The 16,298-nt window shown below is 69.2% G+C and carries 14 protein-coding genes and 2 tRNA genes; 11 read left to right on the plus strand and 5 right to left on the minus strand.

Annotation, left to right across the window (positions count from 1 at the left end; genetic code table 11):
* Nucleotides 1-383: 383 nt before the first annotated feature.
* Together CIB93_RS31020 and CIB93_RS31025 are read right to left on the minus strand one after the other, a co-directional pair.
* Entirely contained in the window at nt 384-1,874 is a 1,491-nt protein-coding gene (locus tag CIB93_RS31020) for an amino acid permease (RefSeq protein WP_096631722.1), read from the minus strand.
* Nucleotides 1,875-1,995: 121 nt separating this feature from the next.
* A complete protein-coding gene (locus CIB93_RS31025) occupies nt 1,996-3,528 on the minus strand; it encodes an amino acid permease (protein WP_096631724.1) in 1,533 nt (510 codons plus the stop codon).
* A gap of 261 nt (nt 3,529-3,789) precedes the next feature.
* Here CIB93_RS31025 and CIB93_RS31030 point away from each other — a divergent pair, with 261 nt between their 5' ends.
* The 4 genes from CIB93_RS31030 to CIB93_RS31045 all read left to right on the plus strand — a co-directional run bounded on the left by CIB93_RS31030 (nt 3,790) and on the right by CIB93_RS31045 (nt 7,321).
* Entirely contained in the window at nt 3,790-4,383 is a 594-nt protein-coding gene (locus CIB93_RS31030) for a biotin transporter BioY (RefSeq protein WP_096631725.1), read from the plus strand.
* A 280-nt stretch (nt 4,384-4,663) separates the two neighbouring features.
* Nucleotides 4,664-5,152, plus strand: a complete 489-nt coding sequence (locus CIB93_RS31035; RefSeq protein ID WP_096631727.1) for a ribose-5-phosphate isomerase — start codon at nt 4,664-4,666, stop codon at nt 5,150-5,152.
* 82 nt (nt 5,153-5,234) lie between these two features.
* Nucleotides 5,235-6,068 carry an Fpg/Nei family DNA glycosylase gene (locus CIB93_RS31040; RefSeq protein WP_096631729.1) on the plus strand — a complete coding sequence of 278 codons (834 nt, stop codon included), beginning with the start codon at nt 5,235-5,237 and terminating at the stop codon, nt 6,066-6,068.
* A gap of 107 nt (nt 6,069-6,175) precedes the next feature.
* A complete protein-coding gene (locus CIB93_RS31045) occupies nt 6,176-7,321 on the plus strand; it encodes a PP2C family protein-serine/threonine phosphatase (RefSeq protein ID WP_096631731.1) in 1,146 nt (381 codons plus the stop codon).
* Nucleotides 7,322-7,435: 114 nt separating this feature from the next.
* On the opposite strand, the gene CIB93_RS31050 is transcribed toward CIB93_RS31045, so the two are convergent.
* Nucleotides 7,436-8,620: a cation:proton antiporter gene (locus CIB93_RS31050; protein WP_096631732.1), complete on the minus strand. Its 1,185-nt coding sequence runs from the start codon at nt 8,618-8,620 to the stop codon at nt 7,436-7,438.
* Nucleotides 8,621-8,902: 282 nt separating this feature from the next.
* On the opposite strand from CIB93_RS31050, the gene CIB93_RS31055 reads away from it, so the two are divergent.
* Nucleotides 8,903-9,403, plus strand: a complete 501-nt coding sequence (locus CIB93_RS31055) for an HD domain-containing protein (protein ID WP_096631734.1) — start codon at nt 8,903-8,905, stop codon at nt 9,401-9,403.
* Between the two features lie 46 nt (nt 9,404-9,449).
* Here CIB93_RS31055 and CIB93_RS31060 read toward each other — a convergent pair whose 3' ends face one another.
* A complete protein-coding gene (locus CIB93_RS31060) occupies nt 9,450-10,577 on the minus strand; it encodes an acyltransferase family protein (protein WP_096631735.1) in 1,128 nt (375 codons plus the stop codon).
* Nucleotides 10,578-11,008: 431 nt separating this feature from the next.
* Between CIB93_RS31060 and CIB93_RS31065 the strand changes: the two genes are divergently transcribed.
* Nucleotides 11,009-11,203 (plus strand): hypothetical protein, encoded by a 195-nt coding sequence (locus CIB93_RS31065; RefSeq protein ID WP_026290750.1) that lies wholly within the window; start codon nt 11,009-11,011, stop codon nt 11,201-11,203.
* A gap of 61 nt (nt 11,204-11,264) precedes the next feature.
* Here CIB93_RS31065 and CIB93_RS31070 read toward each other — a convergent pair.
* Nucleotides 11,265-11,338: transfer RNA gene (locus CIB93_RS31070), tRNA-Gly, on the minus strand.
* Between the two features lie 165 nt (nt 11,339-11,503).
* Here CIB93_RS31070 and CIB93_RS31075 point away from each other — a divergent pair.
* The 5 genes from CIB93_RS31075 to clpX all read left to right on the plus strand — a co-directional run bounded on the left by CIB93_RS31075 (nt 11,504) and on the right by clpX (nt 16,253).
* Nucleotides 11,504-11,580 (plus strand) — tRNA-Pro (locus tag CIB93_RS31075).
* A 150-nt stretch (nt 11,581-11,730) separates the two neighbouring features.
* Entirely contained in the window at nt 11,731-13,131 is a 1,401-nt protein-coding gene (tig, locus tag CIB93_RS31080) for a trigger factor (RefSeq protein ID WP_096631737.1), read from the plus strand.
* Nucleotides 13,132-13,426: 295 nt separating this feature from the next.
* On the plus strand, nt 13,427-14,032 hold the full coding sequence (locus CIB93_RS31085) for an ATP-dependent Clp protease proteolytic subunit (protein WP_096631757.1): 606 nt from the start codon (nt 13,427-13,429) through the stop codon (nt 14,030-14,032).
* Between the two features lie 82 nt (nt 14,033-14,114).
* Nucleotides 14,115-14,798, plus strand: coding sequence for an ATP-dependent Clp protease proteolytic subunit (locus CIB93_RS31090; protein WP_096631738.1), 684 nt, complete (start codon nt 14,115-14,117; stop codon nt 14,796-14,798).
* A 156-nt stretch (nt 14,799-14,954) separates the two neighbouring features.
* On the plus strand, nt 14,955-16,253 hold the full coding sequence (clpX, locus tag CIB93_RS31095) for an ATP-dependent Clp protease ATP-binding subunit ClpX (protein WP_096631740.1): 1,299 nt from the start codon (nt 14,955-14,957) through the stop codon (nt 16,251-16,253).
* Nucleotides 16,254-16,298: the final 45 nt, after the last annotated feature.

Consider the following 16,298-nt stretch of genomic DNA (forward strand, 5'->3'; position numbering starts at 1 on the left):
CCGCCCCGCGGTGCCCGATGACGAGCGGGCCGGCGGGGCGGGGCGGGCGCGGGCCCGCCGGGGCGGACGCGGCGGTTGGGGCGGTGGCAGCCGCGGTGGCGGCGGCGGAAGCGGTGGCCAGGAGGATCGAACGGCGCCTCGGTGCAAGGGACATGGCAGCTCCTCGGATGGCGGCAGCGCACCACCGAAGCGAGGACGGGTGACAGTCCGGCGTACGGCGTCTGGCCCGTTCATGTCCGCTCACCCACGGCCCCGCGCCGCCCGGCTTGGGGGAGTCGCCCCTCCCCGGAACGCGGAACGCCGGGTTCCGACCCCTCCTCGTACGTACGTGTACGAGCCGGAGGCCGGAGCCCGGCGTCACCGCGGTAGTGCGCGGCGGAGCCCTACCGCCGCTGGGCGGGGACCTCGGCGACCTGGTCCCCGCTGTCGCTGTCCCCGGTGTGGCTGTCCCTGTCGCCGTCGCTGCCCCGTCGCCGCTGACGTACCAGCCCGATGCCGATCAGCCCCACGGTCAGTGCCCCCGTGGCGAGCAGCTGGTCGCGGGTGTCCGGCTGGCGCAGCATCAGCAGGAAGATGCCCACCATGGCCACCAGGGCGACGACCGTGCCGATGGGGAAGAACCACATCCGGACGACCAGCTTCTCCGGGGCCTCCCGCTCGGTCCGGCTGCGCAGGATCAGCTGGGAGACGGCGATGAAGATCCACACCACCAGGATCACCGCGCCGATCATGTTCAGCAGCCAGGGGAAGACGTCGTCCGGCCGCCAGTAGCTGAGCAGCACGCACAGGAACCCGAAGACCGAGGAGAACAGCACCGCGTTGCGCGGCACCCCGTTCGAGATCTTCCCGAGCACGGTCGGACCCTGGCCCCGGACGACCAGCGACCGGGCCATGCGCGAAGCGCCGTAGATGTTGGCGTTCATCGCGGAGAGCAGGGCGATGAGGATGACCACGTTCATGATCTGCGCGGCACTGCCGACGCCGAGGTGGTCGAGCATCGCGTAGAACGGGCCGACCTTCGCGACCTTCGGGTCGTCCCAGGGCACCAGCGTGACGATGACCGCCATGGAGCCGATGTAGAAGACCGAGATGCGCCACATCGCCGTACGGACCGCCTTCGCGACGCCCTGCACCGGGTTCTCCGACTCGGCGGCGGCGATGGTGACGGTCTCCAGACCGCCGTACGCGAAGACGGAGGCGAGGAGTCCGATGATGAAGCCGTCCATGCCCTTGGGCAGGAAGCCGCCGTCGCCCGTGAGGTTCGACAGGCCGGGCGCGTCCGCGTCGGGCAGTACGCCGAGGATCGCCAGCAGGCCGAGCACCAGGAACAGCGTGATCGCGATGACCTTGAGCGCGGCGAACCAGAACTCGAACTCGCCGAAGTTCTTCACCGCGGCCAGGTTCGTTCCGAGGAAGATCACCATGAACAGGGCGACCCACGCCCATTCCGGCGTCCCCGGCAGCCAGCCGCTGACGATCTGCGCCGCGCCGATGCCCTCCAGGCCGACGGCGACGCAGAGCAGGAACCAGAAGGACCACCCGGCGGTGAATCCGGCCCAGGGGCCGATAGCCCGTTCGGCGTGCACCGAGAAGGAGCCGGAGGCCGGGTTCGCGGCGGACATCTCGCCGAGCATGCGCATCACCATCATGACGAGCAGGCCGGATATGGCGTACGCGATGATGATCGAGGGCCCGGCTGCGGCGATTCCGGCGCCCGAGCTGACGAAGAGACCGGCGCCGATCACCCCTCCGAGGGCGATCATCGAGAGGTGCCGCTGCTTGAGACCGTGGGCGAGCGCGGAGTCTGCCGTCGCCGTCGCCGTGGCGGGGGCTGCGGAGTCAGCGGTGGGGGGAGAGGCGGAGGTCCGGGACATGGACGAGCTCTGTTCGGTAGCCGAGACAAGGGGACGAGCCCACAGTCTGAGCATCCGTACCGCTCACAGGGAACGAGTGTCCGCTATACGGTCACGAGGTTCACACAAGGTGCACATTCGCCTACCGATCGGTACTCACGTCAGCTTCAGCATCGCCTTGAGTTCCGGCACCAGCTTCAGCATCGGCCGAGCCCTTGCGCACCCGCCGCTCCCGTCGCTGACGCCTCACCGCCACCATCAGCACCAGCGTCGTCGCCCCCGCCGACCACAGCACCTGCGGGCGCGCCGCATCGTCGGTCAGCATCAGCAGCAGGACCCCGAACAGACCGGCCAGCGTCAGCCAGGACAGATACGGGAAGCACCACATCCGCAGGGTCAGCGCCCCCGGGGCCTCCCGCTCCAGCCGCTCCCGCAGCCGCAGCTGCGAAAGGGCGATCAGCGCCCACACGAACAGCAGCACCGCGCCGACCGAGTTGAGCATGTACAGGAACACCGTGTCCGGCCACAGCAGATTCAGCAGTACGGAGACGAAGCCGAAGGCCACCGAAGCCAGCACCGCCCGCCGGGGCACACCGCCGCCCTTCCCGCTGCCGGAGAGCCTGCTGCCCGACACCTTCAGCAGACCGCGCGGCGCCTCCCCGCGCTCCGCCAGCGAGAACACCATCCGTGACGAGCCGTACAGGTTGGCGTTCAGCGCGGAGAGCAGCGCCACGAACACCACGATGTTCATGACCTGCCCGGCCGACGGCACCCCGATCGTGTCCAGCACCTTCACGTAGGGGCTCAGCCCGGCCTGCTGCGCGGTCCACGGCAGCACGGCCACGATGACCAGCATCGAACCCACGTAGAAGAAGAGGATGCGCACCACCGCGCTGCGCACCGCCCGCCCCACCGCACGCGCCGGATCGTTCGTTTCGGCGGCGGCGATGGTGACGACCTCCAGGCCGCCGAAGGCGAAGACCACGGTCAGCACCCCGGCGACCACCCCGCTCCAGCCGTTCGGCAGAAAGCCGCCCTGCCCGGTCAGGTTGGTCATCCCGACCGGGGCGGTGTCCGGGAGCAGGCCGAAGACCGCCAGCAGCCCGAGCACCAGGAAGACCACGATCGCGCCGACCTTCAAGGAGGCGAACCAGAACTCGAACTCCCCGAAGTTCTTCACCGCCGTCAGGTTCGCCGCGGTGAAGACCACCATGAACAGCAGCACCCACGCCCACGGTTCGACCGCCGGGACCCACCCGTGGGCGATCTGCGCGGCCGCCGTCGCCTCCACGGCGAGGACCACCACCAGCAGGAACCAGTACAGCCAGCCGACGCTGAACCCGGCCCACCGCCCGAGAGCCCGCTCGGCATGCACGGAGAAGGAGCCGGATGCGGGCATCGCCGCGGACATCTCGCCCAGCATCCGCATCACCAGCATCGCGAGCGCCCCCGCGATCAGATACGAGACGACGATCGCGGGCCCCGCCACCGCGATCCCGGCGCCCGAGCCCACGAACAGCCCGGCCCCGATCACCCCGCCGAGCCCGAGCATCGTGAGGTGGCGCTGCTTCAGCCCGTGGGCGAGCGGCTCGGCGGGCACCAGGGGCTCCGACGCGACAGCGGGTGCCAGGGGCTCCGGAGGGACGGCGGGGGCGGCGGGGGGAGCCTCGTGCATGGGTGCGGGTCACTCTCGGGTCATTTATGGGGAACCTACAGTCTGAGGCCGCGATGCCCTTCCCGGCAAAACGGGCCACCTGCCGCCTCACCTCAGTGACGAGTGTCACGCCCGCAGGTGATTGCGTGACGACCTTTGTGTGAACCCCACCAACCCGCCAACCACCGCTTTGTGGGCGGCTGATGGTGATCGAGCGTTCACCCCTGGGCTAACGTCTCCACCAGTCCCGCCCCCCTTCTTGCCCTCACCCGCGGAGTCCCGATGAGCACTGCTGCCGCCCCCGTCCGTTCCGGAGCGGTCCTCGCCGACCTGCTGCCCGCAGTCCGGCACCGCTACGCCGTGGACGCGGCCCTCGTCCTGGGCGGCGCCGCCCTGACCGGCATCGCGGCCCAGATCGCCGTCCCGGTCCCCGGCTCCCCGGTCCCGGTCACCGGCCAGACCTTCGCCGCGCTGCTCATCGGCACCGCGCTCGGCGCCCGCCGCGGCTTCCTCTCCCTCGCGGTGTACGCGCTCGTCGGCATGGCCGGCATGCCGTGGTTCGCCGAGGGCACCTCGGGCTACGCGATGCCGTCCCTCGGCTACATCCTCGGGATGCTGCTCGCCGCCACCGTCGTCGGCGCCCTCGCCCGGCGCGGCGGCGACCGCTCGGTGCTCCGCACGGCGGGCACGATGGTGGTCGGGTCCGCGATCATCTACGCCGTCGGCGTGCCCTACCTCGCGCTCGCCACCGGCATGTCCCCGAGCGCCGCCGTCGCGGCCGGGCTCACCCCGTTTCTGATCGGCGACGCGCTCAAGGCGGCCCTGGCGATGGGCGCCCTGCCCGCCGCCTGGAAGCTCCTCGGCCGCCGCGGCTGACGCCGTAGGACCACTTGAAGGTCCACCGAAGAGGCCCGCCGCTCCGGAAGAACCGGACCGGCGGGCCTCTCTTCGTACCCGTCGACGCCTACGGCCGCAGCAGCACGTACGGCTACGACTTCACAGCAGCACGTACGCCGACGGCTCCACGGCCGCACGTAGCGCTACGGCTTCACTGCCTCGCCTCTCACTCATCGCGATCGCCGCCCTGGTCGAACAACGGGACAGGCCCCCACCCCGCTGGCGGCCATCTTGCGGCGTTCGTGCCACACTTCGCACCATGCGCGTGTACCTCGGATCCGACCATGCCGGTTACGAACTCAAGAACCACCTCGTCGAGTGGCTCGGTGCCCACGGGCACGAGGCCGTCGACTGCGGCCCCCACATCTACGACGCCCAGGACGACTACCCGCCGTTCTGCCTGCGTGCCGCCGAGAAGACGGCCGCCGACCCGGACAGCCTCGGCATCGTGATCGGCGGCTCCGGCAACGGCGAGCAGATCGCCGCCAACAAGGTCAAGGGCGTCCGTGCCGCACTGGCCTGGAGCGAGCAGACCGCCGCCCTCGGCCGTGAGCACAACAACGCGAACGTCATCGCGATCGGCGGCCGGATGCACACCGTCGAGGAGTCGACGAAGTTCGTCGAGATCTTCCTCTCCACGCCGTACTCGAACGAGGAGCGCCACACGCGCCGCATCGAGATGCTCTCGGCGTACGAGACCACCGGCGAGCTCCCCCCGATCCCGGCCCACCACCCGCAGCAGGGCTGATCCACCACACCTTCCCGTGCCGCCGGGTCCCGGACCCGGCGGCACGGCCATGTCACCGCCCGCCTGCCACAGGAGCCACACCGTGCCCGAGGGACACACGATCCACCGCCTCGCCCAGGACCACGCCGAACGGTTCGCGGGCGCCCCGGTCCGGGTGAGCAGTCCGCAGGGCAAGTTCTCCGACAGCGCGGCCCTGCTCGACGGGCACACCCTCACCACCACCGACGCCCACGGCAAGCACCTCTTCCTCGGCTTCGGCGGCGCCGGCTGGGTCCACATCCACCTCGGCCTCTTCGGCAAGCTCGGCTTCGGCACGGCCCCCGCCCCGCCGCCCACCGACACGGTCCGCCTCCGCCTGGTCAACGCGGACCACCACGCCGACCTGCGCGGGCCCACCACCTGCGCCCTGATCACCGAGCCGGAGAAGCGCGCGATACACGAGCGCCTCGGCCCGGACCCGCTGCGCGGCGACGAGGACGGGGAACGCGCCTGGCGGCGGATCTCCCGCAGCCGGACCACCGTCGCCGCCCTCCTGATGGACCAGAAGGTCATCGCGGGCGTCGGCAACGTCTACCGCGCCGAGGTCCTCTTCCGCCACGGCATCGACCCGTACCGCGCGGGCAAGGACCTCACCCGCGCGGCCTGGGACGCGATCTGGGCGGACCTGGTGGAGCTGATGCACGAGGGCGTACGGAACAACCGGATCGACACCGTCCGCCCCGAGCACCTCCCCGAGGCGATGGGCCGCCCGCCCCGCGTCGACGACCACGGGGGCGAGGTCTACGTCTACCGCCGGGCCAACCTGCCCTGCCACATCTGCGGTACGGAGATCCGCACCGCGGACCTGTCCGCCCGCAACCTCTTCTGGTGCCCCGGATGCCAGCTCCCTGGCCCGACGAGCGGCGGAAAAGGCTGAAAGCGCACCGAGGAAGGCTGGGAGACGCGCACCGCCGACGCCGTTTCGAGCGCATTGTCACCGGGGTCCCCTGCACCGGAGGCGTCCGGGTGGATAGGGTCCCGGCAGTGGCCCGTAGCGGAGGAACAGACGACTTCTGGGCCCGGTGGCGCAGAACGCTGCACCGGGCTCGCATCGGGCTGCGCAAATCCGGGGTCGACTACTTCCGCGGCGACGGCTCCGACTGGATCGCCCTGGCCGGTCTGCTGCTGACGATCCCCGCCATCACCTTCGCCACCGTCGTGAGCCCCGTGTGGGTCGCCCCGACCGCCCTCGTCCTGCCCATCGTGGCGGGCGGACTGCTGCTGCGCCCGGCCAGCCTGCTGGGCCTGTACGCGACGGCCGCGGCCGCCCTGATCGTGGAGGCGCTCACGCTGGGCCCGTACGCGCAGGGCCCGGCCCGGGTCACCCCCGGCAACGTGCTCGTGGTCGCCGCCTGCGGGTTCTTCGGCCTGGTCCTCGCCCAGTTCCGGGCCCGCGTCGGGGTGCCCTGGCGGCGCGGCGGCACGATGCTCTTCGACCTGCGCGAACGCATCCGGGTCCAGAGCGCCCTGCCCCGGCTGCCCCAGGGCTGGCACCGCGAGATGGCGCTGCGCCCGGCCGGCGGCCAGTCGTTCTCGGGGGACTTCGTCGTCGCGGCCCGCACCCACGGCGGTCGCACCCTGGAGGTCGTCCTCACCGACGTCTCCGGCAAGGGCATGGACGCGGGCTCCCGGGCCCTGCTGCTGTCGGGCGCCTTCGGCGGGCTGCTCGGCTCGCTGCCGCCGCACGACTTCCTCTCCGCGGCCAACGGCTATCTGCTGCGCCAGGACTGGGACGAGGGCTTCGCCACCTCGATCCACCTGGTGCTGGACCTGGACTCCGGGGACTACGAGATCTTCTCGGCCGGTCATCCGCCCGCCCTTCAGCTCCACGCGGGCAGCGGCCGGTGGGAGGAGAAGTCCGGGGAGGGCCCCCTGCTCGGGGTCTACGACGGGGCCGAGTTCGACGCGGTCAAGGGCTCGCTCGCGCCGGGGGACGTGCTGATGCTCTTCACGGACGGCCTGGTGGAGGCGTCCGACCGGGACATCTCCGAGGGCATCGACCGGCTCACGGGTGAGGCCAACCGCTATGTGCCGACCGGCTTCGAGGGCGCGGCCTGGCATCTGATCGAGGCCTGCGCCAAGGACGTCAACGACGACCGGGCGCTGCTGCTGATCTCGCGCCGGGCCTGACGTACGTCAACGAAGAGGCGCCCCTCACCCGAAGGTCCCCTCGGCTGCCGGGCGCCTCTCCGCTTCCGTGCGCATTCCGTACGAACCGCTTCCGCTTCGTACCCGATGGCGGTCTCAGACCGGCGCCGGCATCCGCTCCTGATCCTGGTTCCCGTCCTTCTCGCGGTCGCCCGGAAGGATGCGGGCCAGCCAGTGCGAGCGTCCGGCGGCCAGCGGCGCGAGGACGGCGAGCAGGAGGACGTAACCGGCGATGAACGGCGAGAGCCGCTCGTCCAGTCCGGCGGCAGCCGCCATCGTGGCGAGGATCAGCGCGAACTCACCCCGGGCCACCAGCGTGGTGGCGATGTTCGCCGTGGCCTGCGCGCCGAAGGAGTACACCCTGGCGGCCGCCAGACCGGCCCCGACGTTCATGGCGAGCGTCAGCGCCACGGCCGCCAGCACCGGCCACAGCACGCTCGGCAGGTCGCCCGGGTCGATGGAGAGGCCGAAGGCGAAGAAGAAGATCGCACCGAACGCGTCCCGCAGCGGGTGGACCAGCTTGAGGATGCGGTCGCCGGCCGAGGTCGAGCCGAGCATCAGACCGACCATGAAGGCACCGATGGCGTCGGCGACCCCGAACATCTCGGAGACCCCCGCGACGAAGACCGCGGCGCCGAGGAAGGAGATGACGAGCAGTTCGTCGTCCTTGGTGTTCATGAGCTTGCCGATGATCTTCGTCCCGAACCGGGCGGCGAGGGCGAGCAGCAGCAGGAAGCCGAAGGCCTTGCCACCGTCGATCAGCGCGGCCGAGAGGCTGTCCGCACCGGACAGGATCGGCTGGAGCGCCGCCAGATACAGGGCGAGGAAGACGTCCTCGACGACGATGATGCCGAGGATCGGCCGGGTCTCCGGATTCCCGATGCGCCCCAGGTCCACCAGGATCTTGGTGACGATCGCCGAGGAGGAGATGCCGAGGACACCGGCGAGGACGAGGGCCTCGGAGGTGCCCCAGCCCAGTGCGAAGCCGAAGGCGAGACCGGCGCCGACGTTCAGGGCGAGATATGTCCCGCCCGCGACGGCCATCTTCCGGCCGCCCGTCCTGAGGTCGTCCATGTGGAACTCAAGCCCCAGGTAGAAGAGCAGGAGGACGAGTCCCAGCGCGGAGAGCATCTCCAGGTCGTGCGGGTTGGACAGGAGCGTGTAACCGGGCGTGTGCGGGCCGAGGAGTATCCCGGCCAGGATGAACAGGGGGATCGTCGGCAGCCCGATACGGCCACCGAGGCGGGCGAGAACGGCAGCGGCCAGGAAGGCGCCGCCCATGGCGAGGAGGGTGTCTGCGTGTCCGATGAGCCTGTCCTTCGTACTGGGTCAAGGGGGTGTCAAGGATGCGTCAAGAGAGCGTTAATAAACCATCAGTAATTAGTTTACCGAATAATTTACTCTGCAACTGTGGAGCGGTCTGATTGTCAGCTTTTGTCTGTTTGGTCGAGTTGGGTCGGATCGTCAACTTCCTGGCGCGCGGCGAAAGGTGGGATGCGGGCCCGCTCGGGGGCCCGGGCGCGGACCCGGCCGCAGGGTCCCTCGTGGCCGTAGAGTCGGCCCATGACCGACCCTGATCTGACGCTCGCCGAGGTGGAGGTCATCGCTCGCGCGGCGCATGCGGCGCAGACCGACAAGGCGGGCCGTCCCTACGCTGAACACCTGGCTGCGGTGGCCGAAGGTGTACGGGTGCGCGGCGGCAGCGACGAGCAGATCGCCGCGGCATGGCTGCACGACGCGATCGAGGACGGTGCTCTCTCCCCGCAGTGGCTGGCCGCGGCCGCCCTGTCCCAGGAGGTGAAGGTCCTGGTCCTGGCGGTGACCAAACGGCCGGGCGAGGAGCTGTCCTCCTACACCGGGCGGATTCTCGCCACCCCCGGGGCCCTGCTGATCAAGGAGGCGGACCTCGCCCACAACGGCGACCCCGCCCGCCTCGCGGTCCTGGACCCGGCGACGCGTTCCCGGCTGGCGGCGAAGTACGCGCAGGTGCGGGGCTTGTTGGGGCTGGATGACGCGGCTTCCTCCGCAGAACGAAAGAATCCGGCCAACCCCGGAACGCACTGATCCACCCGAGGCCGGGGCCGGCGGGTGGATCAGGAGGGGCCGGGAGTCAGCGTTTCGCGGCGGGGGTCCTCCGGAACGCCCACGCCAGATCCGGATCGGTGGCGCACTTCAGCACCCGGGTCACCGGCGGCGCACACATCAGCGTCACGGCCGCGGCGGTGGTGACCGAGACGGCGATCAGTCCGGCGGGGCCGGAGAGCCAGGTGTAGCGGTCGAACAGGCCCGCGTACTCGGCTCCCTTGATCAGGAACCCGTGCAGCAGATAGCCGCAGATCGTTCCGGCGCCCAGGACCGTGAACCACAGGTTCCGGCGGGGCACCCAGGCCAGGAAGGCGATCGTCAGCACCAGGCCGCAGCCGAACATGGCCAGGGTCATCACGGCGCCGGACCACCACGGCGCGCCCATCTCCTGGGCGCTGTTGGCGCGGTAGAGCCACCCGAGCTGCATACGCGGGGCGATCCAGTACGCGAACAGCAGCGCGCCCGCGACCAGCGGCACGGACAGCAGCCGCACCTCGCGCCGCCCCACCAGCTGGAAGTGCTCGGGCTTCACCAGCAGACCGAGGACGAAGAACGGGAGGAACTGAAGCACCCGCTGAAGGTCGAGGTCGTTGCCGATCTCGGGGGATACGGAGGCAAGCACGGCGATGCCGAGGGCCACCGGCAGCGGATGGCGCAGGCTCTGCCAGATCGGCGTGGTCACCCGCCAGACGAACAGGGCGACCAGGAACCAGGTCAGGTAGAACGGGTCGGTCAGGCTGAGCGCCATGTCGGGCGAATCGCCCGCGTACCGCTTGAAGAGCGAATACGCCGTCTCGAACAGCACGTACGGCACGACGACCGAGGCGATCAGCCGCTTCACCTTGCTCGGCGTCATGTCGAACGAGCGGGAGAAGTAGCCGGAGATGAGGATGAACGCCGGCATGTGGAACGTGTACACGATCATGTACAGCGCCCGGGTCGCCCGGCTGCCGTCCATCACGGGTTCCCAGGCGTGCGCCACCGCGACGAGGACGATGGCCAGATACTTCACGTTGTCGAAGTAGGGATCACGCTTCTTCGCCCCCGCGGGCGGCGGAGCGGTGGCGAAGAGTGCCTGCTCTTGTCTGGGCTCCGGCTCCCGGGTCGCCGGGGGGAGCGGGGCCCTCTGAAATGCGCTCGGAGCTTGGAACATCTCAGGGACTTTAGACCGGCCGATTGCCTCGCGTAAAACTGCGATGAGATATCGCGTGTTCCCCTCTATTCGAATGTGAAACCGTCGAACACCGCCCGTTATGACCCGCTTGGTCCCGTTCAAATGGTGCATATCGGCGGAGTGTTGAGTGGGGTGAATTACGCCGCATGCGTACCTTGTAATTTCCTGTGAACGAAGTGTGGGGATACGGGAACGGTCGCCGTTACGGATATCCGGCCGCCCTGATTTCACAGCAGGCGCACAGGTGGGAGCGGAGCCGGCCCGGCGGTGAGGGTGGCGAGATCCGGTCACTCCGTTCCGTCACCCGGCAGCGACCAGGGGGGAGTTGGTGGCACGATGGGAGCGACGGGGCGCGCTCTGGTGCACGCTTCCGGGCCGGCAAGGCGGACCGACCGAGGGTGTGATCAGACGTGGCTATTTCACTGTCTATGGTGCTGCTGTTCGCGGTCATCCTGGTGGTAATGATCCGCGGGGGCTCGATCAAGGCCGGCCCCGCGATCGTCGCCGTGCTCTTCGGCTTCTTCCTGGCCTCGACCGGCATGGCCCCGTCGATCAACAGGTTCATGAACTCGATAGCCGACACCATCAACCAGATCAGCTTCTGAATCGCCGCAACGCGCGAGGGCCGGGCCGGAGGATCATCCTCCGGCCCGGCCCTCGACTGCGTGGAGCGGGCGACGGGAATCGAACCCGCGTAGCTAGTTTGGAAGACTAGGGCTCTACCATTGAGCTACGCCCGCAAGCATCGCACCGCAGGTCCGGTGGACCGCGGCACGAAGAGCATCGTAGCGGGTCGGCGGCGGTGCCCGCACACCCGTATCGGCGGCCGCCGGGCCGGACCCCCGACCGCTTCGTGAAGCGGCGGATGCGCTGCTCCCGTGCATGTACCCTACGTGTCGCACCGACGGGGTGTGGCGCAGCTTGGTAGCGCGTCCGCTTTGGGAGCGGAAGGTCGTCGGTTCGAATCCGGCCACCCCGACCACCAGCAAGATCGCATTGTGGGAGAGCTCCCCCTTGCCGTTACTATGCAAAATGCGTGCCCGTGTGTCTGATGTACCGGGCTCGGTCCGCGAAGCCGCCAATCGGCGGCCCAGCAGAACCCCAAGAAGTCAGCCACCAAGGAGACCGAACCGTGAAGAGCGCCGTGGAGACCCTGAACCCGACTCGGGTTCGGCTCAGCATCGAGGTGCCCTTCGAGGAGCTCAAGGACAGCCTCGACGCGGCGTACAAGAAGATCAACCAGCAGGTCACGGTGAAGGGCTTCCGCAAGGGCAAGATCCCCGCCCGGGTCATCGACCAGCGGTTCGGCCGCGGTGCGGTGCTGGAGGAGGCCGTCAACGACGCCCTCCCGAAGTTCTACACCGAGGCCGTCAACGAGGGTGAGCTGAACGTCCTCGGCCAGCCCGAGGTCGACATCACCGAGCTGAAGGACGGCGAGCTGCTGGCCTTCACCGCCGAGGTTGACGTACGCCCCGAGATCGAGATCCCGGACTACTCCGGCATCGAGGTCACCGTCGACGCCCTTGAGGTCACCGACGAAGAGGTCGAGAAGGCCGTGGAGCAGCTGCGCGAGCGCTTCGCCTCCACCAACCCGGTCGAGCGCGCCGCCGCCGACGGCGACGTCGTCACGATCGACCTGGAGGCCAAGGTCGACGGTGAGGTCCTGGAGGACGGCGTGGCCGCCGGTGTCTCGTACACCATCGGTTCCGGCGAGCTCCTCGACGGCATCGACGAGGCCGTGACCGGCCTGGAGGCCGGCGGCGAGGCCACCTTCACCTCGCAGCTGAAGGGCGGCTCCGCCGAGGGCAAGGACGCCGAGGTCACCGTCAAGGTCACCGCCGTCGCCGCCCGTGAGCTCCCCGAGCTGGACGACGACTTCGCCCAGATGGCCAGCGAGTTCGACACGCTGGAGGAGCTGAAGGCCGACAGCCGCAAGCGCCTGGAGACCACCAAGCAGTACGACCAGGCCACCCAGGCCCAGGAGCGCGTCCTGGAGGAGCTGCTGAAGCTCGCCGAGGTCCCGATCCCGGAGAAGCTGCTCGCGGACGAGGTCCAGACCCGCAAGCACAACCTGGAGCACCACCAGCTCGGTCAGATGGGTCTCGACCTGGAGAAGTACCTGGAGATCCAGGGCAAGACCCTGGAGGAGTTCGAGAACGAGACCTCCGAGCAGGCCATCAAGGGCATCAAGACCCAGTTCATCCTGGACGAGCTCGTCAACAAGGAGAAGCTGAACGTCAACCAGGAGGAGCTCACCGAGCACCTCATGCGGCGCGCGCAGTCCTCCGGCATGAGCCCCGACCAGTTCGCCCAGGCCGTCGTCGAGGGCGGCCAGGTGCCGATGCTCGTCGGCGAGGTCGCCCGCGGCAAGGCGCTCGCCGTCGTCGTCGAGGCCGCCAAGGTCGTCGACACCAACGGTGAGATCGTCGACCTTGAGGACGAGGACGAGGCCGCCGCCGAGACCACGGAGACGGCCGAGGCCGCCACCGAGGACAAGGCGGAGGGCAAGGCCGAGGAGAAGAACGAGGCCTGAGCCTCGCCCTGATCGGCACGACGGGCCCCGGACGCACCACGCGTCCGGGGCCCGTCGTCGTATCCCCGTGGCATACCGTCACATGCCGCCGTACCGCTGTGCGGCCCCGGAACCCTTGTGCCCCCTGCGGACCTTGCGCTCCCAGCGAACAGTTGGGGAAGCGGGATGGCGTTGTCCCACCTGCGCGTTAGGGTCCATGAAGGAAGGGTGGGGGAGTGACTCGCTCCGCCCGGTACGAAGACGCTGAGACGGCCGGAGCCGTCAGAGACGAGCAGGTGGATACGTGACGAATCTGATGCCCTACGCCGCCGGAGAGCCGTCCCTCGGTGGAGGCCTCGGTGACCAGGTCTACAGCCGACTGCTCGGCGAGCGCATCATCTTCCTCGGTCAGCAGGTCGACGATGACATCGCCAACAAGATCACCGCACAGCTCCTGCTCCTTGCCGCCGACCCGGACAAGGACATCTACCTCTACATCAACAGCCCCGGTGGCTCGGTGACGGCCGGCATGGCGGTCTACGACACCATGCAGTACATCCCGAACGACGTCGTCACCATCGGCATGGGCATGGCCGCCTCCATGGGCCAGTTCCTGCTCACCGGCGGCGCCGCGGGCAAGCGCTTCGCGCTCCCGAACACCGACATCCTCATGCACCAGGGTTCGGCCGGCATCGGCGGCACGGCCTCGGACATCAAGATCCAGGCCGAGTACCTGCTCCGCACCAAGACGCGGATGGCGGAGATCACCGCCCGCCACTCCGGCCAGACCGTCGAGACGATCATCCGCGACGGCGACCGCGACCGCTGGTACACGGCGGAGGAGGCCAAGGAGTACGGCCTCATCGACGAGATCATCACGGTCGCTTCGGGCATCCCGGGCGGCGGCGGCACCGGCGCCTGACCCGGTCCCCAGCGGACCGGCGGCACCACTCCCGCCTCCCATCTCGTACGCCGAGACCTCCAGCCCACAGAACGCCACCAGGATGGTGAACACCCACATGAACAACTTCCCCGGCGCCTCCGCGAGCGGCCTCTACACCGGCCCGCAGGTGGACAACCGCTACGTCGTCCCGCGCTTCGTGGAGCGCACCTCGCAGGGTGTGCGTGAGTACGACCCGTACGCGAAGCTCTTCGAGGAGCGCGTGATCTTCCTGGGCGTCCAGATCGACGACGCCTCGGCCAACGACGTCATGGCGCAGCTGCTGTGCCTGGAGTCGATGGACCCCGACCGTGACATCTCGATCTACATCAACAGCCCCGGCGGCTCGTTCACCGCGCTCACCGCGATCTACGACACGATGCAGTTCGTGAAGCCGGACATCCAGACGGTCTGCATGGGCCAGGCCGCCTCCGCCGCCGCCGTCCTGCTCGCCGCGGGCACCCCGGGCAAGCGCATGGCGCTCCCGCACGCCCGGGTGCTCATCCACCAGCCGTCCTCGCAGACGGGCCGCGAGCAGCTCTCCGACCTGGAGATCGCGGCCAACGAGATCCTCCGTATGCGCAAGCAGCTGGAGGAGCTGCTGGCCCGGCACTCGACCACCCCGCTGGAGAAGATCAGCGAGGACATCGAGCGCGACAAGATCCTCACGGCCGAGGACGCCCTGGCATACGGGCTGGTCGACCAGATCGTTTCCACCCGCAAGACCACCGCGGGCGCATCGCTCTGACGTCGGTCTTTCCCCTTGGCACATTCCGTTTGCACGACCACGGCCGTGTGAACCGTGCCAAGGGGGGCCCGAACCGGGGCCCAGGCAAGGTACCGTCGGATAGAGGCACCAGGAGCCGCTGAACCAGGCGTCTCCCAGGCGAAGGGGAAGCACCTCGTGGCACGCATCGGTGATGGCGGCGACCTGCTCAAGTGCTCGTTCTGCGGAAAGAGCCAGAAGCAGGTGAAGAAGCTCATCGCGGGACCCGGTGTGTACATCTGCGACGAGTGCATCGATCTCTGCAACGAGATCATCGAGGAGGAGCTCGCCGAGACGAGCGAGGTCCGCTGGGAGGAGCTTCCCAAGCCTCGCGAGATCTACGAGTTCCTGGAGGGGTACGTCGTCGGGCAGGAGCCCGCGAAGAAGGCCCTCTCCGTCGCGGTGTACAACCACTACAAGCGGGTCCAGGCCGGCGAGAACGGCGGCGGCGCCGGTCGCGAGGACGCGATCGAGCTCGCCAAGTCGAACATCCTCCTGCTGGGCCCCACGGGTTCCGGCAAGACGCTGCTCGCCCAGACGCTGGCCCGCATGCTCAACGTCCCGTTCGCCATCGCGGACGCCACCGCGCTGACGGAGGCCGGCTATGTCGGCGAGGACGTCGAGAACATCCTGCTCAAGCTGATCCAGGCGGCCGACTACGACGTCAAGAAGGCCGAGACCGGGATCATCTACATCGACGAGATCGACAAGGTCGCCCGTAAGAGCGAAAACCCGTCGATCACCCGGGATGTCTCCGGCGAGGGCGTCCAGCAGGCCCTGCTGAAGATCCTGGAGGGCACCACCGCCTCCGTCCCGCCGCAGGGCGGACGCAAGCACCCCCACCAGGAGTTCATCCAGATCGACACGACGAACGTGCTGTTCATCGTGGGCGGCGCGTTCTCCGGCCTGGAGAAGATCATCGAGTCCCGGGCCGGCGCCAAGGGCATCGGCTTCGGCGCCACGATCCGCTCCAAGCGGGAGATCCAGGCGAGCGACCAGTTCCAGGAGGTCATGCCGGAGGACCTGGTGAAGTTCGGGATGATCCCCGAGTTCATCGGCCGTCTCCCCGTGCTGACCTCCGTCCACAACCTGGACCGCGAGGCGCTGCTCCAGATCCTCAGCGAGCCGCGCAACGCCCTCGTCAAGCAGTACCAGCGCCTCTTCGAACTCGACGGCGTGGAGCTGGACTTCGAGCGCGAGGCGCTGGAGGCCATCGCCGACCAGGCGATCCTGCGCCAGACCGGCGCGCGCGGCCTGCGCGCGATCATGGAGGAAGTCCTCCAGTCCGTGATGTACGAGGTCCCGTCCCGCAAGGACGTCGCCCGCGTCGTCATCACCCCGGACGTGGTCCGCGACAACGTCAACCCGACGCTGGTCCCGCGCGAGCCGCGCACGATCGGCAAGAACGACGGCGGCCGCCACGAGAAGTCCGCGTAGCGGCACGGTAGTTGCGTACGCCGAAGGGGCGTCCACCGGTCAGCG

Origin of the sequence: Streptomyces sp. WZ.A104 (assembly GCF_002382885.1) — a bacterium.
Taxonomy (GTDB): Bacteria; Actinomycetota; Actinomycetes; order Streptomycetales; family Streptomycetaceae; genus Streptomyces.

Bases quoted from the DNA above. Each gene is read 5' to 3' on its own strand.
- CIB93_RS31085 (WP_096631757.1), top strand. From the start codon at position 13,427: ATGCCCTACGCCGCCGGAGAGCCGTCCCTCGGTGGAGGCCTCGGTGAC.
- CIB93_RS31020 (WP_096631722.1), bottom strand. From the start codon at position 1,874: ATGTCCCGGACCTCCGCCTCTCCCCCCACCGCTGACTCCGCAGCCCCC.
- CIB93_RS31060 (WP_096631735.1), bottom strand. From the start codon at position 10,577: ATGTTCCAAGCTCCGAGCGCATTTCAGAGGGCCCCGCTCCCCCCGGCG.
- CIB93_RS31030 (WP_096631725.1), top strand. From the start codon at position 3,790: ATGAGCACTGCTGCCGCCCCCGTCCGTTCCGGAGCGGTCCTCGCCGAC.
- CIB93_RS31025 (WP_096631724.1), bottom strand. From the start codon at position 3,528: ATGCACGAGGCTCCCCCCGCCGCCCCCGCCGTCCCTCCGGAGCCCCTG.
- CIB93_RS31090 (WP_096631738.1), top strand. From the start codon at position 14,115: ATGGTGAACACCCACATGAACAACTTCCCCGGCGCCTCCGCGAGCGGC.
- CIB93_RS31055 (WP_096631734.1), top strand. From the start codon at position 8,903: ATGACCGACCCTGATCTGACGCTCGCCGAGGTGGAGGTCATCGCTCGC.
- CIB93_RS31035 (WP_096631727.1), top strand. From the start codon at position 4,664: ATGCGCGTGTACCTCGGATCCGACCATGCCGGTTACGAACTCAAGAAC.
- CIB93_RS31050 (WP_096631732.1), bottom strand. From the start codon at position 8,620: ATGGGCGGCGCCTTCCTGGCCGCTGCCGTTCTCGCCCGCCTCGGTGGC.